Genomic DNA, 19,856 nt, shown 5'->3' with positions numbered 1-19,856 from the left:
TCAGGCGGCGTTCTGCGAATTGGCGCGCGCCGCAAGCAGCACCGCCTGGATGATCGGCTCGTAGCCGGTGCAGCGGCAGATGTTGCCGGACAGCGCTTCGACGACATCCTCGCGGCTCGGGTTCGGCGTGCGGTCGAGCAGCACTTTTGCCGCCATGATCATGCCCGGCGTGCAGAAGCCGCATTGCGTGGCGAAGGCATCGAGGAAGGCGCGCTGCAGCGGGTGCAGCACGCCGCCTTCGGCAAGGCCGGCGGTCGTCTTGATGTCGGCGCCGCCGCAGGTTTCGGCCAGCGTCAGGCAGGAAAGCCTCAGTTCGCCATCGATGATGACCGAGCAAGCGCCGCAGGTGCCTTGGTGGCAGCCGCCTTTCGGCGAGGTGTCGCCGATCTTGTCGCGCAGCGCGGCGAGCAGCGTCGTGCCACTTTCGACGAACTCGGCTTTCTCCGAGCCGTTGAGCGTGAATTGAACCGGGACCTTCGCCATTCTTCCTCCCTTGCGCGCCTGCCGGATCTGCCGGACAGACGCACGTCCCCGATGGATTTCAGTTCAGCAGCAACCGCCCGAGATGGACCGGCAGGACCTCGGCGCGATACCAGGCGCTGGCGACCGGGTCGGTGATCGGTGCTATGCCTTCGCCCGCGGCGGCTAGCGCCGGCGCGATTTCCTGCTGCGTGAGCTTGCAGCCGAGCAGCGCCTTCTCCGCCGCCTTGGCGCGTATCGGCCGATCGGCCATGCAGCCCAATGCAATCCGCGCCGAGGTCACCGTGCCGTCCGGCGCGAGTTCCAGAAGCGCGGCGATGCTCAGCACCGACACCCCCTTCGGCTTGACGCGCGACACTTTCAGGAAACGGAAGCTCTCAGCCCTCGGCAATGAAAAGCCGACGGCGGTGACGATGACGCGGCTGGTGTCGCGGCCGGCCAGGAAAGTCTCGATCGGCATTTCGCCGCCTTCGGTGACGACCGTTGCGTCCAACGCCAGCAGCGCCACCGCGAAATCGCCATAGGGGGCCGGCGCGAACAGATTGCCGCCGACGGTCGCCATGTTGCGGATCGCCGGCCCGCCGACAGCGCGCGCGGCCGGTGCAAGCGCGGCAAGCTCGGGGTGGCGGGCAACCGCCGCCATGGTGACGGAAGCGCCGAGCCGGACCTTGCCGCCGGAAACCGCGATCTGCGAAAGGCCGGGATCGTCGACGCGGACAAGGCTGGAGACGGCAACGTCGCCTTCATTGGCCGCGCGAACGACAAGCGTACCGCCGCCAAGATAGCGGGTGCCCGACACCTGCAGCGCGGCGTTGGCGTCTTTCATGCTCGAAAAAGTCCGCAGCGCAAGCGACATGGCGGGCTCCCGTCAGCTCTGGCCGGCGAAATGGGTCTTCAGGGCGTTGAAGCCGCCCTGGAAGACATTGGCGCCCATGCCCTCGGCCAGCTTGTCGGCCTCCTCCGGTGCCGCGTCGAAGCTTGCCGTCCATTCGGCATAGGTGCGGTTGCCGTCGGTGACGCGCCGCAATTGCAGTGTCGCCTTGTGGTTGGTGAGCGGCTGCGGTGTCTCGAGGATCGAATAGCTGACCAGGAAGTTCTCGTCGGAGAAGTCCAGCAGCTTCTCGCGCAGCCTTGCGCCGCTGACCAGTTTGAAGTTGCGCACGCAGCCGATCGTGGTGGCGGCCTTGCCGTCCTCGATCTCGCTCTCCACCATGCGCGGATGCCAGCCCGGCAGGCCGTTGAAGTCGCGGATGCGCGCCCAGACCTGCTCGACCGGCGCGTCGATGACGCTGGAAATGGTGACTTTCGCCATAGACTGGTTCCCTTACAAAGATCGGGAGCAGGCTAGGGCGGGCGATGGGCCGGCGCTTATCAATGCGTCTTGAGCGCGTATCAACCAGTCGGAAAAACGCGCCTCAGGCTGTCGCCCGAGCGGCTTCCCTGTAGAGCGTCGGCGGCACGCCGACATGGTCGCGGAAGAAGCGCGAGAAATTGCCCTGGGTGGTGAAGCCGAGATTGCAGGCGACCGAGATCAACGGCTCCTGCGACCACTGCAGCTGGCGCACGGCTTCCTCCATGCGCAGCGTGTTCCAGTAGACGTTCGGCGTCAGGTTGGTCTGTTCCTTGAACAGCGCGAAGAAATGCGGCCGGGACAGCCCGACCGAGCGGGCGACGTCGTCGAAGGAGATGCGCTCGCAGACATTGGCCTTCATCAACTGGATCGCCTTGCGGACGCGGAAATCGAGCATCGTGTTGATGCGCGCGCGTGCGGCCTGCGGCGACGAGGCATCGGCCGCGTCGAGCACTGAGTCGATGAAACGCTCGATCTCGTAATTGGCGACGTCGTCGATGCTCTCATTGTCGGTCAGGTGATCGAGCAGGTTCGCCGCCGCCTGGTGCAGCCAGGGCTCCAGTGTGATCGCGGCTTGCGTGAACAGCGGCGCCGAGGAGGGGAGGTCGCGGCGCTGGCGCGCCCAGTCGGGATCGATGTAGAAGGCGAGGAACAGGCCGGGCCTGCCGTCGCGGGAAAGGGCGTGGCTGTGCGGCTGGAACGAGTTGATGCCGGCCGCGGTGCCCGGTCCGAGCCGCACCGTCTCGCGGCCAATGGTCATTTCGCCTGCCGTGCCTTCCAGCCAGATGATGAGATGCGCCTCGCCATGGGCATGGGTGACGAAGTCGTTGGCGACATTCAGCACGGAAACATGTCCGAACCGGCCCCAATAGAGCCTGATCGCGTCCGTCATGGGTATCGTTCCTCCCGCAGGCGACTGGCCTCCCTTCGCCTGCCGGGGGATAGTGCTGCCGGGGTGCGGCCGCGTCAAGGCAGGCGGGGGCGGCGGACTTTGCGTTCAAACCACCTGGATGGATTTTCAGACTGAGCGATAGGGGCGGCATTCCCTTCTCCCCCCTGTGGAAGAAGGTGTCGCCGAAGGCGACGGATGAGGGGTGTTCCAGCGGAGTGAGACGCTGGCCTTCCCTGGAGCACCCCTCATCCGACCGCTTCGCGGCCACCTTCCCCTAGAAGGGGGGAAGGGGGAGCTAATCGCTGCGGCGGAAATTGCGGATGCGGTCGAAGAGCACGGCCAGGATGATCGCGCCGCCGATGAAAGTGCCTTGCCAGAAGGCATTGATGCCAAGCAGGCCGAGGCTGTTGCGGATCACTTCGATCAGGGCTGCGCCGACGATGGCGCCGAAGGCGGTGCCGACGCCGCCGGCGAGGTCCGCGCCGCCGATGACGGTCGCGGCGATCACCTGCAGCTCCATGCCGTTGCCGAGATTGGTGGTGACGGCGCCGAGCCACCCGGTCTGGATGATGCCGGCGAGCCCAGCCGAAAGCGCCGAGATCATGTAGACGGCGACCTTGATCTGCTTGACGGGAACGCCGGTCAGCGTTGCCGCATGCTCGTTGCCGCCGATAGCGAAGATGTGGCGGCCGAACTTGGTCCAACGCAGGGTGAAACCGGTGATCAGCCCCAGGATGATCATGTAGAGCACGGGGTTGGCGATGCCGAACACCCATGCGCCACCGCCCAATGCGAGCAGCTTCTGATGATCCGGCCCAAACTGGAAGACCACCGTGTTGTTGGAGGCGACCATGGCAAGGCTGCGCGCCACCGAAAGCATGCCGAGCGTCACGACGAAGGGCGGGAAGCCGAGATAGGCGATAAGCACGCCGTTGAAGGCGCCTACCGCAAGCGCGGTGGCGATCGACGCCAGGATGCCGATCTCGATCGAATAGCCGGCATGCATGGTGACGGCGAGCACCATCGAAGACAGGCAAAGCACCGAGCCGACCGAAAGGTCGATGCCGCCGGTGATGATGACGAAGGTCATGCCGAGCGCCACGATGGCGACGAAGGTGACGTTTCGGGTGATGTTGAAGAGGTTCTTCGAGGTGGCGAAGGAATCGGTGGCAAAGGATAGGAACAGGCAGGCGAGAATGACCGCGATCACCACCCAGAAGGTCTGGTTGGAGAATAGCCGCGACAGGAAAGTGTGCTGCTTCTGCGCGATCGTCTGGTCAAGGGTGACTGCCATTATCGACCTTTCCTGAGAGGTGGGGCGCGAGGATCAGCGCGATCACGCAACCTGTTCGATGGCGCCGGTGATCAAGCCGGTGACTTCCTCGGGCGAACTCGACGCGATCTTCTTGTCGGCGACCTTGCGGCCGCGCCGCATGACGATGACGCGGTCGGCGACGTCGAACACGTCCGGCATGCGATGGCTGATCAGCACCACGGCGATGCCCTGGTCGCGCAGGTGGCGGATCAGGTTCAGCACTTCGGCGACCTGCCTGACCGAGATCGCCGCCGTCGGCTCGTCCATCAGCACGATCTTAGCCTGCGACAGCATGGTGCGGGCAATCGCCACCGCCTGCCGCTGGCCGCCCGACATCTGCTTGACGAGGTCGCGTGGCCGCGTTTCGGATTTCAGCTCGGCAAAGAGCTGGCCGGCGCGCTTGTACATCGCACCATAGTCGAGGATACGGAACGGGCCGATGCCGCGGCGCAGCTCACGGCCGAGATAGACGTTGGCCGCGGCCGTCAGGTTGTTGCAGAGCGCCAGGTCCTGGTGGACGATCTCTATGCCGTGCTGACGCGCATCGGCGGGCTTGTGCAGGACAAGGTCTTTGCCGTCCAGGCGCATCGTGCCATGGCTCGGATGGAAGTTGCCGGCGATCATCTTGACCAGCGTCGACTTGCCGGCGCCGTTGTCGCCCATCAGGCCGACGACCTCGCCAGCCTCCAGCGAGAACGAGACGTCGTTGACCGCCTGGATGGCGCCGAAATGCTTCGAGATGTTGGCGAGTTCGAGAACCGGCACCAGCCTTAAGCCTCCCCATTTATCGCGCAGCTGCCGCCGGCCTGGCCGGCGCCGCTTGCGTCGTTGCTCCGTCCATTTCCTCCCGAACGGCGCGTTCACGCATTTAGGCAAAAGCGGACAAGGGCGTCAATCAATTGTCAGACGATTAATTTCGAGACTCGACGAAAAATCGGTTTTGTAGGACAAATAGGAATTGACGCTGGCGAAAAGCCGATATTAGCTAAGCCTCGGAGGAAGACTTTGCTCCTCGTCCGCCTGTCCGGCGGAAGGCGGGCAAATGGTTTGAAGGTCAAGGATCCGGCTGCGCCAGCATTCGGGCAAACGGATCGGCAAATGCTTATCAGCCCGGCGCAGGACGCGAACATCATGAGATGCTCGTCATGGGTCTTGTGTATCCGGGCTGATCAGTGTGGCGGGCACGCGGTGTCCGTCTGTTTCAAGGGAGGACTGATATGAGGAAAACACTTTTGCTTGCCGCCGTCGCCGCCATGGCGTTGGGCGCCGGGCCGGCTTTGGCCAAGAAACAGCTCGTCATCGTGGTAAAAGGTCTCGACAATCCGTTCTTCGAAGCCATCCATCAGGGCTGCGAGAAGTGGAACAAGGAAAACGCCAGCTCGGAATATGAATGCTTCTACACCGGCCCGGCATCGACCTCGGACGAAGCTGGCGAAGCGCAGATCGTGCAGGACATGCTGAGCAAGCCAGACACGGCGGCGATGGCGATCTCGCCGTCGAACGCACCGCTGATCGCGCAGACGATCAAGAGCGCCAATCCGTCGATCCCGATCATGACGGTCGACGCCGACCTTGCCAAGGAAGACGCAGCCCTTCGCAAGACCTATCTCGGCACCGACAACTACCTGATGGGCAAGAAGATCGGCGAGTACATCAAGAAGGCCAAGCCGAATGGCGGCACGATCTGCACCATCGAGGGCAATCCGGCGGCCGACAACATCCTGCGCCGCGCGCAAGGCATGCGCGATGCGCTGTCGGGCAAGGAAGGCCTTGCAGCCCTTGCCGGCGAAGGCGGCTGGACCGAAGTGGCCGGCTGCCCGGTGTTCACCAATGACGACGGCGCCAAGGGCGTGCAGGCGATGACCGACATCCTCGCCGCCAATCCGAAGCTCGATGCCTTCGGCATCATGGGCGGCTGGCCGCTGTTCGGCGCCCCGCAGCCTTATCGCGACCTGTTCAAGCCGATGGCCGACAAGATCGCCAAGAACGAGTTCGTCATCGGCGCCGCCGACACGATCGGCGACGAGGTGGCGATCGCCAAGGAAGGCCTGGTTACCGCGCTGGTCGGCCAGCGGCCGTTCGAAATGGGCTACAAGGCGCCTTCGGTGATGCTCGACCTCATCGGCAACAAGAAAGTCGACGATCCGGTCTTCACCGGCCTCGACGAATGCACCAAGGAAACGGCCGACACCTGCATCCAGAGGTAGGCGCAGGCTGCATCCAAAGCCAACCGTCAAAAAAGGGGCGCCCGCAAGGCGTCCCTGATTTTTCCGGCGCCCGCTTTCGCGGTCGGCCAGGGCAGGGCGCTTTCAGATTTTCTGCTTCACGCCGTCCTTCGAGGGCATCAGGTCGACGCCGTTGAGCTTGCCGATATGGGTGGCGAGCATCGGCACATACTGCTCGGCGGGACCGGCTGCGAAGGCGGTCGCAAAGGAGTTCTTGATGGCGTTGCCCAGCGGGTTGGCGATGCTGGCCGCGCCCGCCATCGATTCCAGATAGGTCAGGTCCTTGAAGGCATTGGCGATGCTGAACTTGTGCGCGTCGCGGTCTCCCTCCAGCGTCCAGCGCATGAAGGTCTGATAGAAGCCGCAATCCATGCGGCCGTTGCGGATGACGCTGTCGAAGCGCGACGGCGAGATGCCGACCTTCTGCGCCAGCGCCAGCGCTTCCGAATAGATCGCGGCATAGCCCAGCGAGACGAAGTTGTTGAGCAGCTTCATGCGGTGGCCGTCGCCGGTGTCGCCGATATGGACAATGCGGCCGGCCCAGGTCTCGATCACCGGCTTCAGCCTGGCGAACACCGCGTCCGGCGCCCCGACCATGGCGTCGAGCGTGCCTTCCCAGGCCTCCTTGGGCGTGCGGCTGAGCGGCGCATCGACATAGTCGACGCCGAGCGCCTTGAGCTCGGCGGCCAGGGCCACGGTCGAGACCGGATCGGAGGTCGAGCAATCGACGACGACGGAGCCTTGCTTCAGGCCTTCCTTCAGTCCGCCGGGGCCGCGGACGATCGCCTCCACCTCGCGCGAGCCGGTGACGCAGATGAAGACGATGTCGGAGGCAGCAGCTACTTCCCTAGATGTAGCAAGTTCCCTGGCGCCGCGGCCAGCCAGGTCTTCGGCGGGCTTGCGGTTCTTGCGGCCGAGGAAGGTCAGCGGATAGCCCTTGTCGACGATGTTCTTGGCGATGCCGTGCCCCATCAGGCCAAGGCCGATGAAACCGATGTTTTCGCGGGCAGCGGTGGTGCTCATGTCGTCTCTTCCCTGTCTTTCGTGGTGATGAGCCCGCGCGGCGGGCGATTGTCGAGGAGGTTTCCGCGGATCGCGGTAGCGGGCGGTTGCGGATTGCCATATTGTCTGACAATACACATAATTTCCGAGCGTTGTGGAGAGCAAAATGACGAAGCGGATCATGTTCACCGGCGGCAGCGGCAAGGCAGGCCGGCATGTCGTTCAGTATCTGGTCGAACATGGCTGCCAGGTGCTCAACATCGACACCAAGCCGCTCGACAATCCGAAGGTGCGCACGCTGATCACCGACATCGCCGACAGCGGCCAGGTTTTCAACGCGCTGTCGAGCTATATGGGCCTGCACGAGTTCGACCCGTCGCTGAGAGCCCAGCCGGTCGACGCCGTGGTGCATTTCGCCGCCATCCCGCGCATCATGATCACGCCGGACAACGAGGTGTTCCGCATCAACGCGATGGGCACCTATAATGTCATTGAAGCGGCGGTTAAGCTCGGCATCCGCAAGGTCGTCATCGCCTCTTCGGAGACGACCTACGGCCTGGTCTTCGCCAACGAGCCGCGCAATCCCACGCATTTCCCGCTCGACGAGGCATATGACGTCGACCCGATGGACTCTTACGCGCTGTCCAAGATCGTCAACGAGAAGACGGCAAGGGCCTTCTCGCTGCGCAGCGGCGCCGACATCTATGCGCTGCGCATCGGCAACGTCATCGAGCCGCATGAATATTCGCTGTTCCCGAAATGGTTCGCCGATCCCGGCTTCCGCAAGCGCATCGCCTGGAGCTACATCGACGCGCGCGATCTTGGCCAGATCACCTTGCGCGCCATCGAGAAAGATGGCCTGGGCTTCCAGGTGTTCAACGCCGCCAATGATGATACCTCGTCGGACCTGCCGACGGCGGAGCTGTTGAAGCGGTTCTATCCGGGCGTGCCGGTCAAGGCCGAGCTCGGCGAATATGAGACCCTGCTTTCGAACCGCAAGGCGCGCGACGTGCTCGGCTTCCGGCCCGAGCACAGCTGGCGCAAATATGTCAAAACAGCGTGAGGCGGCGCCAAATGCCGGTTGAGCTGTGCACATCCATGCACGTTGCTTGACAGCCTCTCAAAAGCGGATTTTCTGGATCATATGCGGGACGCGAAGCCGAACAACGAAAAAAAGCCGACGAAGGCGGCAGCCACGGAGCGTCCGGCCGGCGTTCGCCGGGCCAATGCGCCGCGTATTCCGGGCGCCAGCGTGCACACGTCCTTGGCCGGCGAGATCGGGCTGAGGATCGTGCGCGGCGACTATCCGCCAGGCACCATCCTGCCCAACGAAGCGAAATGGTCGGAGACCTTCGACGTCAGCCGCTCGGCGGTGCGCGAGGCGATCAAGATGCTGATGGCAAAGAGCCTGCTGGCGTCGCGGCCGAAGATCGGCAGCTGGGTCGAACCGAAAGAACGCTGGAACCTGCTCGACCGCGATGTGCTGTCCTGGTACGCGACATCGCCGGATCGCGTGGTTTTCCTGAGGACGGTGCAGGAATTCCGCCATATCATCGAGCCGGAAGCCACCGCCTTCGCGGCGCTGCGGCGCACCGACGAGCAGATGGCCGAGATCAGCCAGGCCTGCCGCGAGATGGGCGAGGCGACCAGCCTGCAGGAGCGCACCCGCGCCGACACGCGCTTCCATCTCGCCATCCTCAGGGCCTCCGGCAACGACCTTTTGGTGCCGCTCGGCGTGCTGATCGAATCCGCCTTCGACCATCTCTTCACCTACACGACGCGCGAACTGGACGATCTGCAGCACGCCCAGAAGCTGCATGAGGCGATCGAGCGGAACATCCGCCTGAAGCGGCCGGATGCGGCGCGCAACGCTGTCCGCAAGCTGCTCGCCAACACCGACGAAGTGATCCACTCGCGCTAAGGCCTTGTACCGGGCCAGTTCTCCAGCACAAAAACTTTGCCCGCTGCCCATGCGTGCATTGGCAGATCCCATGGCTTGGCGATTGGCCAAGACGCCTGTCGAGGTCGTCATCCACGGGCGGAGCAAGGAGCGAAGCGACGCGCGCAGACCCAGGAATGACGAGGTTCAGGAGCCTTCAGCTTATCGCCACCGTTTGCGCTGACTACCCTAACGGACGTTGATAGCCTTGCCCGACAGGCCTGCGATCTTTCCAGATCCCTGTGTTGAGGACCTAGTGCCAGCCGCTCTCAGCAACCCTCAATCCTGCTTTTCGCGGCCGAAGGCGACGCGCAGCTCGTCCTTCGCCTTTTCCAGCACTTTCTTGCGCTCTTCGGGCAGGTTGCTGCCGGCGCGGTTGATGTAGAAATTCAACATCGACATAGCGGATTGGAACGGCTCGGCCTTGCGGCGGTCGCTGTGCTCGGCCGAGCGCTTCAGCGAAGCGGCGATCTTCCTGGCGTCGTCGGATTCGAAGACATGATCCTCGAGATCCATCGCATCGCTGTGTTCTGTCACGTCGGCCGACCATTTTTTCCTGGCGGTCATGGCGAACTCCTTCCTTCAGGCAAAAACGCCATGAGGGGAGGCGGGTTCCGGTTTCTGGAGCCACGGATTTGCCAGCCGTGGCGCTGCTCGGCTCGGCAAATGCGCCGATAGTGCGCTCAAACACGCGATTTTGAAGAAATCGCGGACAGGAGACGCCGTGACGACAGTTCCAGCAAACGCGGCAAACAACGCCGGTATCGACAGCTTCTATGCATGGACGCGGCTTGGCATTTCCCTGCTGCTGGCCACGATCGGCGGGGTCGGCACCTGGGCGGTGGTCGTGGTCCTGCCCGCGGTGCAGGCCGAATTCGGCGTCGACCGCGCCGCCGCGTCGATGCCCTATACCGCGACGATGGTGGGATTTGCCGCCGGCAATGCGGTCATCGGGCGCGCCATCGACCGCTTCGGATACTGGTTGCCGGCACTCGCCGCTTCGCTCGCGCTTGGCGCGGGGTTTCTGTCGGCGTCGCTCGCCAGTTCGATCCTCGGCGTCACGCTTGCCCAAGGACTGCTGATCGGTGTCGGCTGTTCGGCGATCTTCGGGCCGCTGATCGCCGACGTCTCGCACTGGTTCAACCGCCGCCGGGGCGTCGCGGTGACGGTGGCGGCGTCAGGCAATTATATTGCCGGGGCGATCTGGCCGACGATCATGCCTTATACGATGCAAGGCCATGGCTGGCGCTTCACCTACGCGGCGATCGGGGTCGTTTGCCTCGTCACCATGGTGCCGCTGGTCCTGATGTTGCGCCGGCGCGCGCCGCATGAAGGTGCCTCCGGCGCGCCGCGCGGACGGCCGGTGCAGCCGATCTCGCTGTCGCCTTCGCAACTGCAGGTCCTGCTGGTGATCGCCGGCTTCGGCTGCTGCATGGCGATGTCGATGCCGCAGGTGCATATCGTCGCCTATTGCATGGATCTCGGCTACGGCGTCGCGCATGGCGCCGACATGCTGTCGATCATGCTGGCGGCCGGGGTGATCAGCCGCATCGGCTCAGGCTTCCTCGCCGATCGCATCGGCGCGGTGAAGACGTTGCTGATCGGCTCGGCGCTGCAGTGCCTGTCGCTGCTCTTCTACATCCCCTTCGACGGGCTTGCCTCGCTCTATGTCGTTTCGCTGGTGTTCGGCCTGTCGCAAGGCGGGATCGTGCCCTGCTACGCCATCATCGTGCGCGACTATATGCCGGCAAAGGAAGCCGGCCAGCGCGTCGGCATCGTCCTGATGGCGACGATCTTCGGCATGGCGGTGGGCGGCTGGATGTCGGGCTGGATCTACGACCTCACCGGATCCTACGCCGCCGCCTTCCTGAACGGGATCGGCTGGAACCTCGTCAATCTCGGAGCCATCGTGCTTTTGATGTGGAAAGCCAACCGCAGCACAGCAGCGATCGCCTGACGCGCCTAGGGCGCCGACGTCGGCTTGCTTGACAACGGTTGAGGCATGCGCGACGCCAACGGGCAAAGTTGGCTTGGTGGCGCGATGACACGGATGCCGATCCCGATGTTGCGGCTGCGCATCGACGATGGGGGAACAGGGCTTTGACCAAGCCGCGCTCCCGCCGTGGCGGCGGCCGTCCGACCATTGCCGACGTGGCGCGCAAGGCCGGTGTCGGCGCGATCACAGTATCGCGGGCGCTGCGTGAGCCCGGGCGGGTGTCGGAGGATCTGCGACGGCAGATACAGGCCGCGGTCGACGAGCTCGGCTACGTGCCCGACCCGAATGCCCGCGCGCTTGCCTCGGCGCGCGCCGAGGTGTTCGGCGTACTGGTGCCTTCGCTGACCAACAACGTCTTCGCCGAAGTGGTGCGCGGCATCTATGACAGCCTTTCCGACAGTCCGTTCCGCATCCAGATCGGCAACACACATTATTCGGGGCTCGAGGAAGAGCGGCTGCTGCAAGTCTTCGGATCGCAACGCCCCGCGGCGCTGATCGTGGCCGGCATCGACCAGACGCCCGGCGCACGACGGCTGCTGGAGAATGCCGGGTGCCCGGTGGTGCAGGTGATGGAGACCGGGCCGGACCCGGTCGACATGATGGTCGGCTTCTCGCATCTCGACGGCGGCAGGACGGCCGCCGAGCACCTCCTGCAAGCCGGATATCGCAAGATCGGCTTTATCGGCGCGCGGATGGACCCGCGCTCGCAGCGACGCCTTGCCGGCTACCGCGCCGCCATGGAGGCCGCCGGCCTGTTCGATCCGCGGCTGATCACCACCACGCCGGTGCCGTCAAGCGTGACGCTCGGGCGCGAATTGTTCCGCGACGCGCTGGCCAAGATGCCGACGCTCGACGGCGTGTTCTGCAACAATGACGATATCGCGCTCGGGGTTCTGTTCGAATGCCATCGCGCTTCCATCGATGTGCCCAAGCAGATCGGCATTGCCGGCTTCAACGATCTCGACATGATGCAGGTGTCGTTTCCCTCGATCACCAGCGTGCGGACGCACCGCTATGAAATCGGCACCCGCGCCGTCGCCATGGCGCTGGCGGCGATCGCCGGAAACCGGCCGGAACAGCGGATCGTCGATCTCGGTTTCGAGCTCATGCGGCGCGAGAGCACCGCGCGTTAGGGCGTAATTTCGTTGAATCGCCATAACGCTCTAACTCTTTGTTGGAGCATGACCTTGTCGAAAACCGGATCCCACTTTTCGGAATCATGCTCTAGGGCCGCGGCGGAAACGCCGGGCCAATCGCTGCGCACTGTTCGGGAGGCGCTCTTTAAGAACACGGAAAAATGACGAAAGCGGCGCTTTACAGCTCTGCATGGTAGCGCTACCATTTGTCTGTAAAATCAACATTCGGCATGGTTCAGACCTGTTTATTATACATAAGCAACAGCTCAAGCTTGTTTATTATGTATAATATGATAGTTTTCTCACCGTCCCGGAGGGTGAGGGAAGAGGAGAAGGCAGGGCGATCCACGTCGCCCGGCAAGCATCTCGGTTCGGCAGGAGGGTGCCGCCGAGCGTGTCAGGACTTCATTCAGCAGATCTGCAAATTGGGAGGAATACCGATGATCAAGTCACTCGTTGGCGGCGTCGTTGCCGCCACTGCGTTCGTCATGCTCCATTCGGCCGCCATGGCCGCCGGACCGGAAGTCGTCTCCGGCCCCGCCGCGCAGCCGGACTGCTTCGCGCCATGGTCGGCGGACACTAAGTTCTTCAAGTTCCCCAAGAAGGAGGGCCCGTTCCGGATCGCCTTCTCCAACGGCTATATCGCCAACACATGGCGCATCCAGATGGTGCAGACGGCAAAGGCTTATGCGGCGCAGCCGGACGTGAAGGCCAAGATCAAGGAATTCAAGGTCGTCTCGACCGGCGAGGACGTTCCGGCGCAGATCTCGGCGATCAACAACTTCATCGATTCCGGCTATGACGCGATCGTCACCGACGCGCAGAACCCGACCGCTTTCGGTCCGGTCATCAAGCGCGCCAAGGAAGCCGGCATCGTGCTGGTCGCCTTCGACAACATCCTCGACACCAAGGACGCCATCAACGTCAACGTGGACCAGAAGGGCCTTGGCGAGTTGTGGGCCAAGTGGCTGGTCGACAAGGTGCCGAACGGCGGCAAGATCCTCGAAGTGCGCGGCGTCGCCGGCACCTCGGTCGATACCGACCGCCACAACGGCATCCATGAGGTGCTGGATGCTTCCGGCAAGAAGTGGGACGTCACCGAGGTCGCCGGCAAGTGGGATGACGGCGTGGCGCAGAAGGTGACCGCCGACGCAATTGCCACCAACGGTCCGTTCGACGGCATCACCGGCCAGGGCGGCGACACCGGCATCGTCCAGGCGATGATGGATGCCAAGCATCCCTTCGTGCCATTCGGCGGCGAAACCGAGAACGGCTTCCGCAAATTCTGCGCGGCACATTCGGCCGACGGCCTGAAGTGCACCTCCGCCGGCTCCGGCCCGGCACAGGTTGCCGTCGCCATCAAGACCGCGATCGCGGCGCTTGAAGGCGAGGTCGTGCCGCAGGAAATCAAGCTGCCGCTGGCGATCGCCTCGGATCCGAGCATGAAGGAAGGCACCGATTATTTCCCGAAGGAATCCGACAATTTCTTCGTCGGCAACTCCTTCCCGACCTGCGGCATCAATTTCAGCGCGCAGGAAATCATGGGCCAGACCAAGGCGGACCAGTAAGCTTCCAAATCGATGACCTGGCGCCGCGGATCAGCCGCGGCGCCGCCTCATGCAGATATCACCTGGAGGCTCAATGGACGGTGCGGTCCCGCTCTTCCGCATGGAAGGCATATCCAAGCGCTATGGCGGCGTAAGGGCCTTGGAAAAGGCCGATCTTGAAGTTACCGCCGGCAGCATCCACGCCATTCTCGGTGAGAACGGCGCCGGCAAGTCGACGCTGATCAAGACCATGGCGGGCGTCGTGGCGCCCGACGAAGGCCGCATGACGCTGGACGGGCGCGAGGTGAGTTTCGCCTCGCCGGCCGCCGCCAACCAGGCCGGCATCGTCTGCATCTTCCAGGAACTTTCGCTCGTCCCGGAATTGAGCGTCGCCGACAACATCGTCATTTCCGATCCGCCGAAGCGCTTCGGCATGATCGACCGCAAGGCGCAGCGGCAGATCGCTGAAGAAGCGCTGGCACGCGCCGGCGCTTCCGACATCCATCCGCGCGCCCTGGTCAAGGACCTGCCGCTGTCGCGCCGGCAGATGGTGGAGATCGCCAAGGCGCTGGCCCGCAAGCCGCGCATCCTGATCCTCGACGAAGCGACCTCGGCGCTGACGGCGGCGGATGTCGCCAAGGTCTTCGAGGTGCTGAAGCGGCTGCGCGCGGAAGGACTGGCGCTGCTCTACATCTCGCACCGCATGAACGAGATCGCCGAGCTCGCCGACCATTGCACGGTGTTCCGCAACGGCCGCAACGTCGCGAGCTACCCGGCCGGATCGAAGAGCGACAATGAAGTGGTCGAGCTGATGATCGGCCGCGAATACAGCCACATCTTCCCGCCGAAACCCGTCGCCGCTCCGGCCGCCACGCCGGTGCTCGAAGCGCGCAATCTCTCCTGGGCCGACCGGCTGGACAATATTTCGCTGAGCGTCAAGGCCGGCGAGGTCGTCGGCCTGGGCGGTCTCGACGGGCAGGGGCAGCGCGAATTGCTGCTTGCCTTTTTCGGCGTGCTGCGCGGCTTGCGCGGCGAGGTGCTGATCGACGGCAAGCCGGCTTCCATCTCCAGCCCGCGCGCCGCCAGCGACGAGCGCGTCGGCATGGCGCTGATCCCCGAGGATCGCAAGACCGAGGGGTTGATGCTGCCGATGACGGTGCGCGAAAACCTCTCCTTCGCGGCCCTCGACCGGCTGGCCAAGGGCGGCATCATCGATCGCGCCGCCGAGCAGCGCCTGATCGACGACATGGTCGGACTGCTGGCGATCAAAACGGCGGGGCTCGACATTCCCGTCGGCGCGCTCTCGGGCGGTAACCAGCAGAAAGTCGTCATCGCCAAATGGCTGATGCGGCAACCGCGCATCATCCTTCTCAACGATCCGACGCGCGGCATCGATGTCGGCACCAAGCAGGAGATCTACCAATTGATGCGCAAGCTGGCGGATGCCGGCGCCGCCATCCTGTTCTATTCGACCGATTATGACGAACTGATCGGCTGCTGCGACCGCGTGCTCGTGCTCTATGATGGCAGCGTCAAGCGCGAGCTCGTCGGCGCCGACATCACCGAGCACGCGCTGATCGCCAGCGCGCTCAACATCCACGGCGATGGCGCCGACATGAAGCAGGGAGCGGGCGCGTGAAGGATTGGCGCTACTTACTGGCCGAGCAGCGCGGGGCGCTGCTGGCGCTCGGCATCTTCATCGTCATGTTCATCATCTACACGACGAACCATCCCGCGGGGTTCACCGCCAATGTCGTGCAGACAGCAGCCAACAAGGGCGTGCTTCTGGCCTTCGTCGCCATGGCGCAGACGCTGGTGGTGATCACCGCCGGCATCGACCTGTCGGTCGGCATGATCCTGCTCCTCACCAACTGCCTGGCGTCCTGGCTGGTGGTCGGCACGCCGCTGGAGACCACGCTCGGCGTGATCGCGGTCCTGGCGGCGGGGCTGGTCTGCGGGGCGATCAACGGCGCCATCGTCATCTATGGACGCCTGCAGCCGATCGTCGCCACCATTGCCACGGGTGCCGTCTATTACGGCATTGGTCTTTTGCTGCGGCCGTTTCCGGGCGGATCGGTCAATGAGGACCTGGCCGACGCGCTGACGGGAAAGCTGTTCGACGTGATCCCGACCTCGCTGGTCGCGCTCTTGATCGTCGTGCTGGTCGTCTGGGTGCCGTTCAGCCGCTCGGAGTTCGGCCGCGCGGCTTACGCCGCGGGCTCGTCGGAAACGGCAGCCTATATGTCCGGCGTGCCGATCCGGCGCGGCAAGTTCATCGCCTATGCGCTGGCAGGCCTGCTGGCCTCGGTCGGCGGCCTGTTCCTGACCTTTTTCACCTATACGGGCGAGGCGGCCTATGCGAGCGGCAACGCCTACACGCTGTTCTCGATCGCGGCCGTCGTGCTTGGCGGGGTGTCGCTGTTCGGCGGCAAGGGCAGCGCCATCGGCGCGATCTTCGGCGCGCTTGCCTTCCGCACCATCGGCGACCTGTTGTTCGTCTTCGACTTCGATCCGCTCTGGCAGCCGTTGTTCCAGGGCGTTATCCTGTTGATCGCGGTCAGCCTCGGCGCTTTCGCGCTGTTTCGGGTGCGCAACCGGTTGGAGTGGTTCCTGTGAGCGAAACGACGCTTGGCGGCATCGCCGGCCGCATGCCGAAATTCATCCGCCGCGCCGATCCGGCGGTGCTCACGGCCTTTGCCTGCATCGTGATCCTGCTCCTGCTCGGCAGCCTCTATTCGCGCAGCTTCCTGTCGCCGGAATATCTGCTGCAGCAGTTGAAGGTCGCGTCCTTCCTCGGCGTCATCGCCACCGGCATGATGCTGGTCATCCTGCTTGGCCAGATCGACCTCTCCGTGCCATGGGCCGTGGCCGCCGGCGCCATGATGGCCTGCGCGGCCGCCGCCTACGGGCCGGTCGGCGTTGCTCTCGCCATCCCATTCGGCGTCCTGTGCGGCGTGGCGATCGGCGTCGTCAACGGCATCGGTGTCGCCTATCTGCGCATCCCCTCGATGATCATCACTTTGGCCACCAACGCCGTCGCGCAAGGGCTGATGGTGGTCTACACTGGCGGCTTCTCGCCGCAGGATTCGGCGACGGCGGCGATGCGCTATCTCGCCACCGGCTTCACCATTCCGGGCGTTCCCAACGCCGTCATCATCTGGGCGCTGATCGGCGCTGCGATGGTCTTCGTGCTGACCCGCACCAGCTTCGGCCGCGCCGTCTACGGTATCGGCAATCGCGAGCGCGCCGCCTACCTTTCCGGCATCGACACGCGCCGTATCGTGCTGATCGCCTTCGCCGTCTCCGGCGGGCTGTCGGCCTTTGGCGGCGTGCTTCTGGCCGGCTATGCATCCAAGGCGGCGCAGTCGATGGGCGATGCCTATCTCCTGCCGTCGATCGCCGCCGTCGTGCTGGGCGGCACGTCGATCCTGGGCGGGCGTGGCTCCTATCTGGGCACCGTGGCCGGCGTGATCCTGATCACGCTGTTGCAATCCATCCTCTCGGTCATGCAGATGCCGGAAGCGGGGCGGCAGATCATCTATGGTGTCGTCATCGTCGCCATGCTTCTGCTCTACGGGCGCGCGCCGGCAAGCCGCTGACCGTGGATGAGGCGAGGGCAAGACCGCAGATCCCGGAGCTTCGCATGAACGATCTTCGGACGGCGCCGGCCATCGTCGTGATGGGTGTTGCCGGTTGCGGCAAGACGGCCGTCGGCGAGGCGCTCGCCAAGGCGTTGGGCGCCGACTTCATCGAAGGAGACCGGTTGCATCCGCCGGGGAATGTCGCGCGCATGGCGCGCGGCGAGCCGCTGACGGATACGTTGCGCGCGGGCTGGCTCGACGCCATAGGCGAGCGTATCGCGACCTCCGTTGCCGATGGACGAAAGGCGGTGGCGGCGTGCTCGGCGCTGAAGCGCGCCTACCGAGACCGGCTGAGCCGCTTCTGCCCCGGCACGGTCTTCCTCTATCTGAAGATCGATCGCGAGACCGCCTGGCGCCGGGTCGCCAACCGCAAGGCCCATTTCATGCCGGCAAGCCTGGTCGACAGCCAGTTCGCCACGCTAGAAGAGCCTGCGGTCGACGAACGGGCCGTGACGGTCGACGGAACGCGAAGTGTTGCCGGGATCCTAAAAGCGGTCGTCAGCTAGGTCAGTTGGTATTCATGCGCCGTCGTTGCCGATCGCGGCCTCGGTTGGCCGCTCGGTCAGCCGCACGGCGCTCGACCAGGCCATCATCTGCTCCGGACAGAGTCCGAGCGTTTCGAGCATATGGTCGCGCTTCGACAGGATGTATCGCGCCTGGACAGCGAGGTTCTTCGCCGCCGTGTCTCTTGCCGGCGAAGCCGACGCCTGCGGACCCGCGCTCAGCTCGCTGACGATCGACCGATACTGGCGAAAAGGCACCGTCTCGATGGTCGCCATGTGGAACAGCGCGGCACCCGCGCGCGCGGCGAAGTTTGCCGGCGCCGAGGCGAGGTGGGTCCAGCCGCGCTCGCCCATGGCGGCCTCGGTGAAGGCGGAGCCGGCATAGGCGGTGTTGGTCATCAGCACAACGCCGTTTGCCTTCAGGGTTTTCTGGATGCGCGTGGTCACCTGATAGGCGTCGGTGCGCTCAAAGACGATCCGGCTTTTCAGGAAGCGGTTCTCGACCTTGACCAATGGCGGGTTGATCACGCGGTAGCCGAATTGGCTCGGCGAGAAGCCGTGATACTGCGCGCTCACCTGATGGGCATCGACGCCCGCCTCATGCAGGGCGCGCTTGCCCATGATCGTCTGCGCCGTGAACTGGTCGCACCATACGATCGCGCCGCGCCCGTTGCGCAAGGCTTGTTGCAGCGCTTCGAGGCCTTCCAGCCGGATCGCCGGCGACCAGCGCCAGCAGGCGACGAGATGCGCCGCAAGCGTCAGCCGCCTGCGGTGAACGGCGGTGAGTTGCGCCTCGAACATGCTTTTCGTGTCGGCGGCATTGCCGAGCACGGCCTTCACCGCGATGTCGTAGCGGGCAAATTCCTTGCGAAAGTGGCGCTTGCGCCTGAGCCCGGACACCCAGCCGCAGATGGGTCCCCACCAGGACACCGGCAGCATCGCCGCTACGCCGAGATAGAAACAGGAAAGCAGGCTCTCGCGCAGATCCCGATTGGTGAAGCGGCGCAGTTTTCCGGGGCGGATAACCTTGCGGCTGAAGAAACGAACCGACTCGTTGCGCTCCGGCACCGGAACGTCGGCAGTAATCTCGGTGTGATAGAGGTCGTTCGACGTCGGTTGCCGGCTGGCCCTGCGGGAATTGCCAAGCCAAGGCAGCCTCATGCGTCAGAGCCCTGTTTCATCCTCCCAGCCGCTTTACTGCGTCCGCCGTAGACTGGCAACCGAGGGCGACAAGGCCGGCGGGCGACTTGTCGCTGGGCGCAATTGCGGACGGAAGGCTGAGGCGAAGGGCGGAACCCGGCCGCTACCGCTTGCTCGAATTGCCTCAAATCTGAGAGGTGAGCTCCGCTGGAAAATCGTCGTTGTCGGCGTCGCGCATGGCGGCGAGGCTGCGGTTGTCGAGCACCTCGGCGATCGCCTGGCGCACTTCCAGCATCATGTGGCGGACCTGGCAGGTGGCCTCGTCGCAATCCTCGCAGCGCTGGTATTGCGTGCGGCTGGCGCAGGGGATCGGCGCCAGCGGGCCGTCGAGCACGCGCACGACATGGCCGATCTTGATCTCGGAAGCAGGCCGGGCGAGGCGGTAGCCGCCTTCCTTGCCTTTGCGGCTCTGGACGAAACCGGCATTGCGCAACTCGCCCAGAATCGCATCCAGGAATTTCTTCGGGATGTTGTTGGCGACAGCGATGTCGTTGACGAATGCAAGCTGGCCAGCCGGCAGGCTGGAAAGATGCACGAGGGCCTTGAGGCCGTATTTGCCTTTTTTGGTCAGCATGCCCGATTCAGTCCATCAAACCCCAATGCGCCTGCATCTGGCGGTTGTTTGTGTG

20 protein-coding genes are annotated in these 19,856 nt (G+C 64.4%); 10 read left to right on the top strand and 10 right to left on the bottom strand.

What is annotated here, in order from left to right:
• The 6 genes from FJ471_RS13160 to FJ471_RS13135 all read right to left on the bottom strand — a co-directional run bounded on the left by FJ471_RS13160 (position 1) and on the right by FJ471_RS13135 (position 4,803).
• Complete coding sequence (locus FJ471_RS13160) at positions 1–483, bottom strand: (2Fe-2S)-binding protein (protein ID WP_140803624.1); 483 nt, start codon at positions 481–483, stop codon at positions 1–3.
• Between the two features lie 58 nt (positions 484–541).
• A complete protein-coding gene (locus FJ471_RS13155; RefSeq protein WP_140803622.1) occupies positions 542–1,336 on the bottom strand; it encodes an FAD binding domain-containing protein in 795 nt (264 codons plus the stop codon).
• A gap of 12 nt (positions 1,337–1,348) precedes the next feature.
• Entirely contained in the window at positions 1,349–1,792 is a 444-nt protein-coding gene (locus FJ471_RS13150) for an SRPBCC family protein (RefSeq protein WP_140803620.1), read from the bottom strand.
• Positions 1,793–1,895: 103 nt separating this feature from the next.
• Positions 1,896–2,723 carry an AraC family transcriptional regulator gene (locus FJ471_RS13145; RefSeq protein ID WP_140803618.1) on the bottom strand — a complete coding sequence of 276 codons (828 nt, stop codon included), beginning with the start codon at positions 2,721–2,723 and terminating at the stop codon, positions 1,896–1,898.
• A gap of 295 nt (positions 2,724–3,018) precedes the next feature.
• Complete coding sequence (locus FJ471_RS13140) at positions 3,019–4,017, bottom strand: ABC transporter permease (protein ID WP_140803616.1); 999 nt, start codon at positions 4,015–4,017, stop codon at positions 3,019–3,021.
• Between the two features lie 42 nt (positions 4,018–4,059).
• A complete protein-coding gene (locus tag FJ471_RS13135) occupies positions 4,060–4,803 on the bottom strand; it encodes an ATP-binding cassette domain-containing protein (protein WP_140803614.1) in 744 nt (247 codons plus the stop codon).
• Between the two features lie 452 nt (positions 4,804–5,255).
• On the opposite strand from FJ471_RS13135, the gene FJ471_RS13130 reads away from it, so the two are divergent.
• Complete coding sequence (locus FJ471_RS13130) at positions 5,256–6,245, top strand: sugar-binding protein (RefSeq protein WP_073985322.1); 990 nt, start codon at positions 5,256–5,258, stop codon at positions 6,243–6,245.
• Positions 6,246–6,347: 102 nt separating this feature from the next.
• Here the strand turns inward: FJ471_RS13130 and FJ471_RS13125 are convergent, their stop codons facing one another.
• A complete protein-coding gene (locus tag FJ471_RS13125) occupies positions 6,348–7,448 on the bottom strand; it encodes an NAD(P)-dependent oxidoreductase (RefSeq protein ID WP_281408528.1) in 1,101 nt (366 codons plus the stop codon).
• Here FJ471_RS13125 and FJ471_RS13120 point away from each other — a divergent pair.
• Together FJ471_RS13120 and FJ471_RS13115 are read left to right on the top strand one after the other, a co-directional pair.
• Positions 7,432–8,328 carry an NAD(P)-dependent oxidoreductase gene (locus tag FJ471_RS13120; RefSeq protein ID WP_140803610.1) on the top strand — a complete coding sequence of 299 codons (897 nt, stop codon included), beginning with the start codon at positions 7,432–7,434 and terminating at the stop codon, positions 8,326–8,328. The genes FJ471_RS13125 and FJ471_RS13120 overlap by 17 nt on opposite strands.
• Before the next feature lie 81 nt (positions 8,329–8,409).
• On the top strand, positions 8,410–9,186 hold the full coding sequence (locus FJ471_RS13115; RefSeq protein WP_140803608.1) for a FadR/GntR family transcriptional regulator: 777 nt from the start codon (positions 8,410–8,412) through the stop codon (positions 9,184–9,186).
• Positions 9,187–9,483: 297 nt separating this feature from the next.
• Here the strand turns inward: FJ471_RS13115 and FJ471_RS13110 are convergent, their stop codons facing one another.
• Entirely contained in the window at positions 9,484–9,771 is a 288-nt protein-coding gene (locus FJ471_RS13110) for a DUF3175 domain-containing protein (RefSeq protein WP_140803606.1), read from the bottom strand.
• A 157-nt stretch (positions 9,772–9,928) separates the two neighbouring features.
• On the opposite strand from FJ471_RS13110, the gene FJ471_RS13105 reads away from it, so the two are divergent.
• The 7 genes from FJ471_RS13105 (at position 9,929) to FJ471_RS13075 (ending at position 18,030) form a co-directional block, all read left to right on the top strand.
• Positions 9,929–11,161 carry an MFS transporter gene (locus FJ471_RS13105; RefSeq protein ID WP_140803604.1) on the top strand — a complete coding sequence of 411 codons (1,233 nt, stop codon included), beginning with the start codon at positions 9,929–9,931 and terminating at the stop codon, positions 11,159–11,161.
• Positions 11,162–11,304: 143 nt separating this feature from the next.
• The gene (locus tag FJ471_RS13100; RefSeq protein ID WP_140803602.1) at positions 11,305–12,333 is read left to right on the top strand and encodes a LacI family DNA-binding transcriptional regulator; all 1,029 of its coding nucleotides are present in this window, start codon (positions 11,305–11,307) and stop codon (positions 12,331–12,333) included.
• Positions 12,334–12,776: 443 nt separating this feature from the next.
• A complete protein-coding gene (locus FJ471_RS13095; RefSeq protein WP_140803600.1) occupies positions 12,777–13,904 on the top strand; it encodes a sugar ABC transporter substrate-binding protein in 1,128 nt (375 codons plus the stop codon).
• Positions 13,905–13,977: 73 nt separating this feature from the next.
• On the top strand, positions 13,978–15,522 hold the full coding sequence (locus FJ471_RS13090; RefSeq protein WP_140803598.1) for a sugar ABC transporter ATP-binding protein: 1,545 nt from the start codon (positions 13,978–13,980) through the stop codon (positions 15,520–15,522).
• Positions 15,519–16,499 (top strand): ABC transporter permease, encoded by a 981-nt coding sequence (locus tag FJ471_RS13085; RefSeq protein ID WP_140803596.1) that lies wholly within the window; start codon positions 15,519–15,521, stop codon positions 16,497–16,499. The genes FJ471_RS13090 and FJ471_RS13085 overlap by 4 nt, the downstream gene beginning before the upstream one ends.
• Positions 16,496–17,482 (top strand): ABC transporter permease, encoded by a 987-nt coding sequence (locus tag FJ471_RS13080; protein WP_140803594.1) that lies wholly within the window; start codon positions 16,496–16,498, stop codon positions 17,480–17,482. Before FJ471_RS13085 ends, FJ471_RS13080 begins: the two co-directional genes overlap by 4 nt.
• Before the next feature lie 44 nt (positions 17,483–17,526).
• The gene (locus FJ471_RS13075) at positions 17,527–18,030 is read left to right on the top strand and encodes a gluconokinase (RefSeq protein WP_246684712.1); all 504 of its coding nucleotides are present in this window, start codon (positions 17,527–17,529) and stop codon (positions 18,028–18,030) included.
• Positions 18,031–18,042: 12 nt separating this feature from the next.
• Here the strand turns inward: FJ471_RS13075 and FJ471_RS13070 are convergent, their stop codons facing one another.
• A complete protein-coding gene (locus FJ471_RS13070) occupies positions 18,043–19,188 on the bottom strand; it encodes a hypothetical protein (RefSeq protein WP_140803592.1) in 1,146 nt (381 codons plus the stop codon).
• Positions 19,189–19,351: 163 nt separating this feature from the next.
• Positions 19,352–19,801: an Rrf2 family transcriptional regulator gene (locus FJ471_RS13065; RefSeq protein ID WP_027167615.1), complete on the bottom strand. Its 450-nt coding sequence runs from the start codon at positions 19,799–19,801 to the stop codon at positions 19,352–19,354.
• Positions 19,802–19,856: the final 55 nt, after the last annotated feature.

This window comes from Mesorhizobium sp. B2-7-1 (genome assembly GCF_006440735.1).
In the GTDB taxonomy this organism is placed as follows: Bacteria; Pseudomonadota; Alphaproteobacteria; order Rhizobiales; family Rhizobiaceae; genus Mesorhizobium.
The sequence above is the reverse complement of the archived record's forward strand: the minus strand, read 5'-3'. Positions and strand labels throughout refer to the sequence as shown.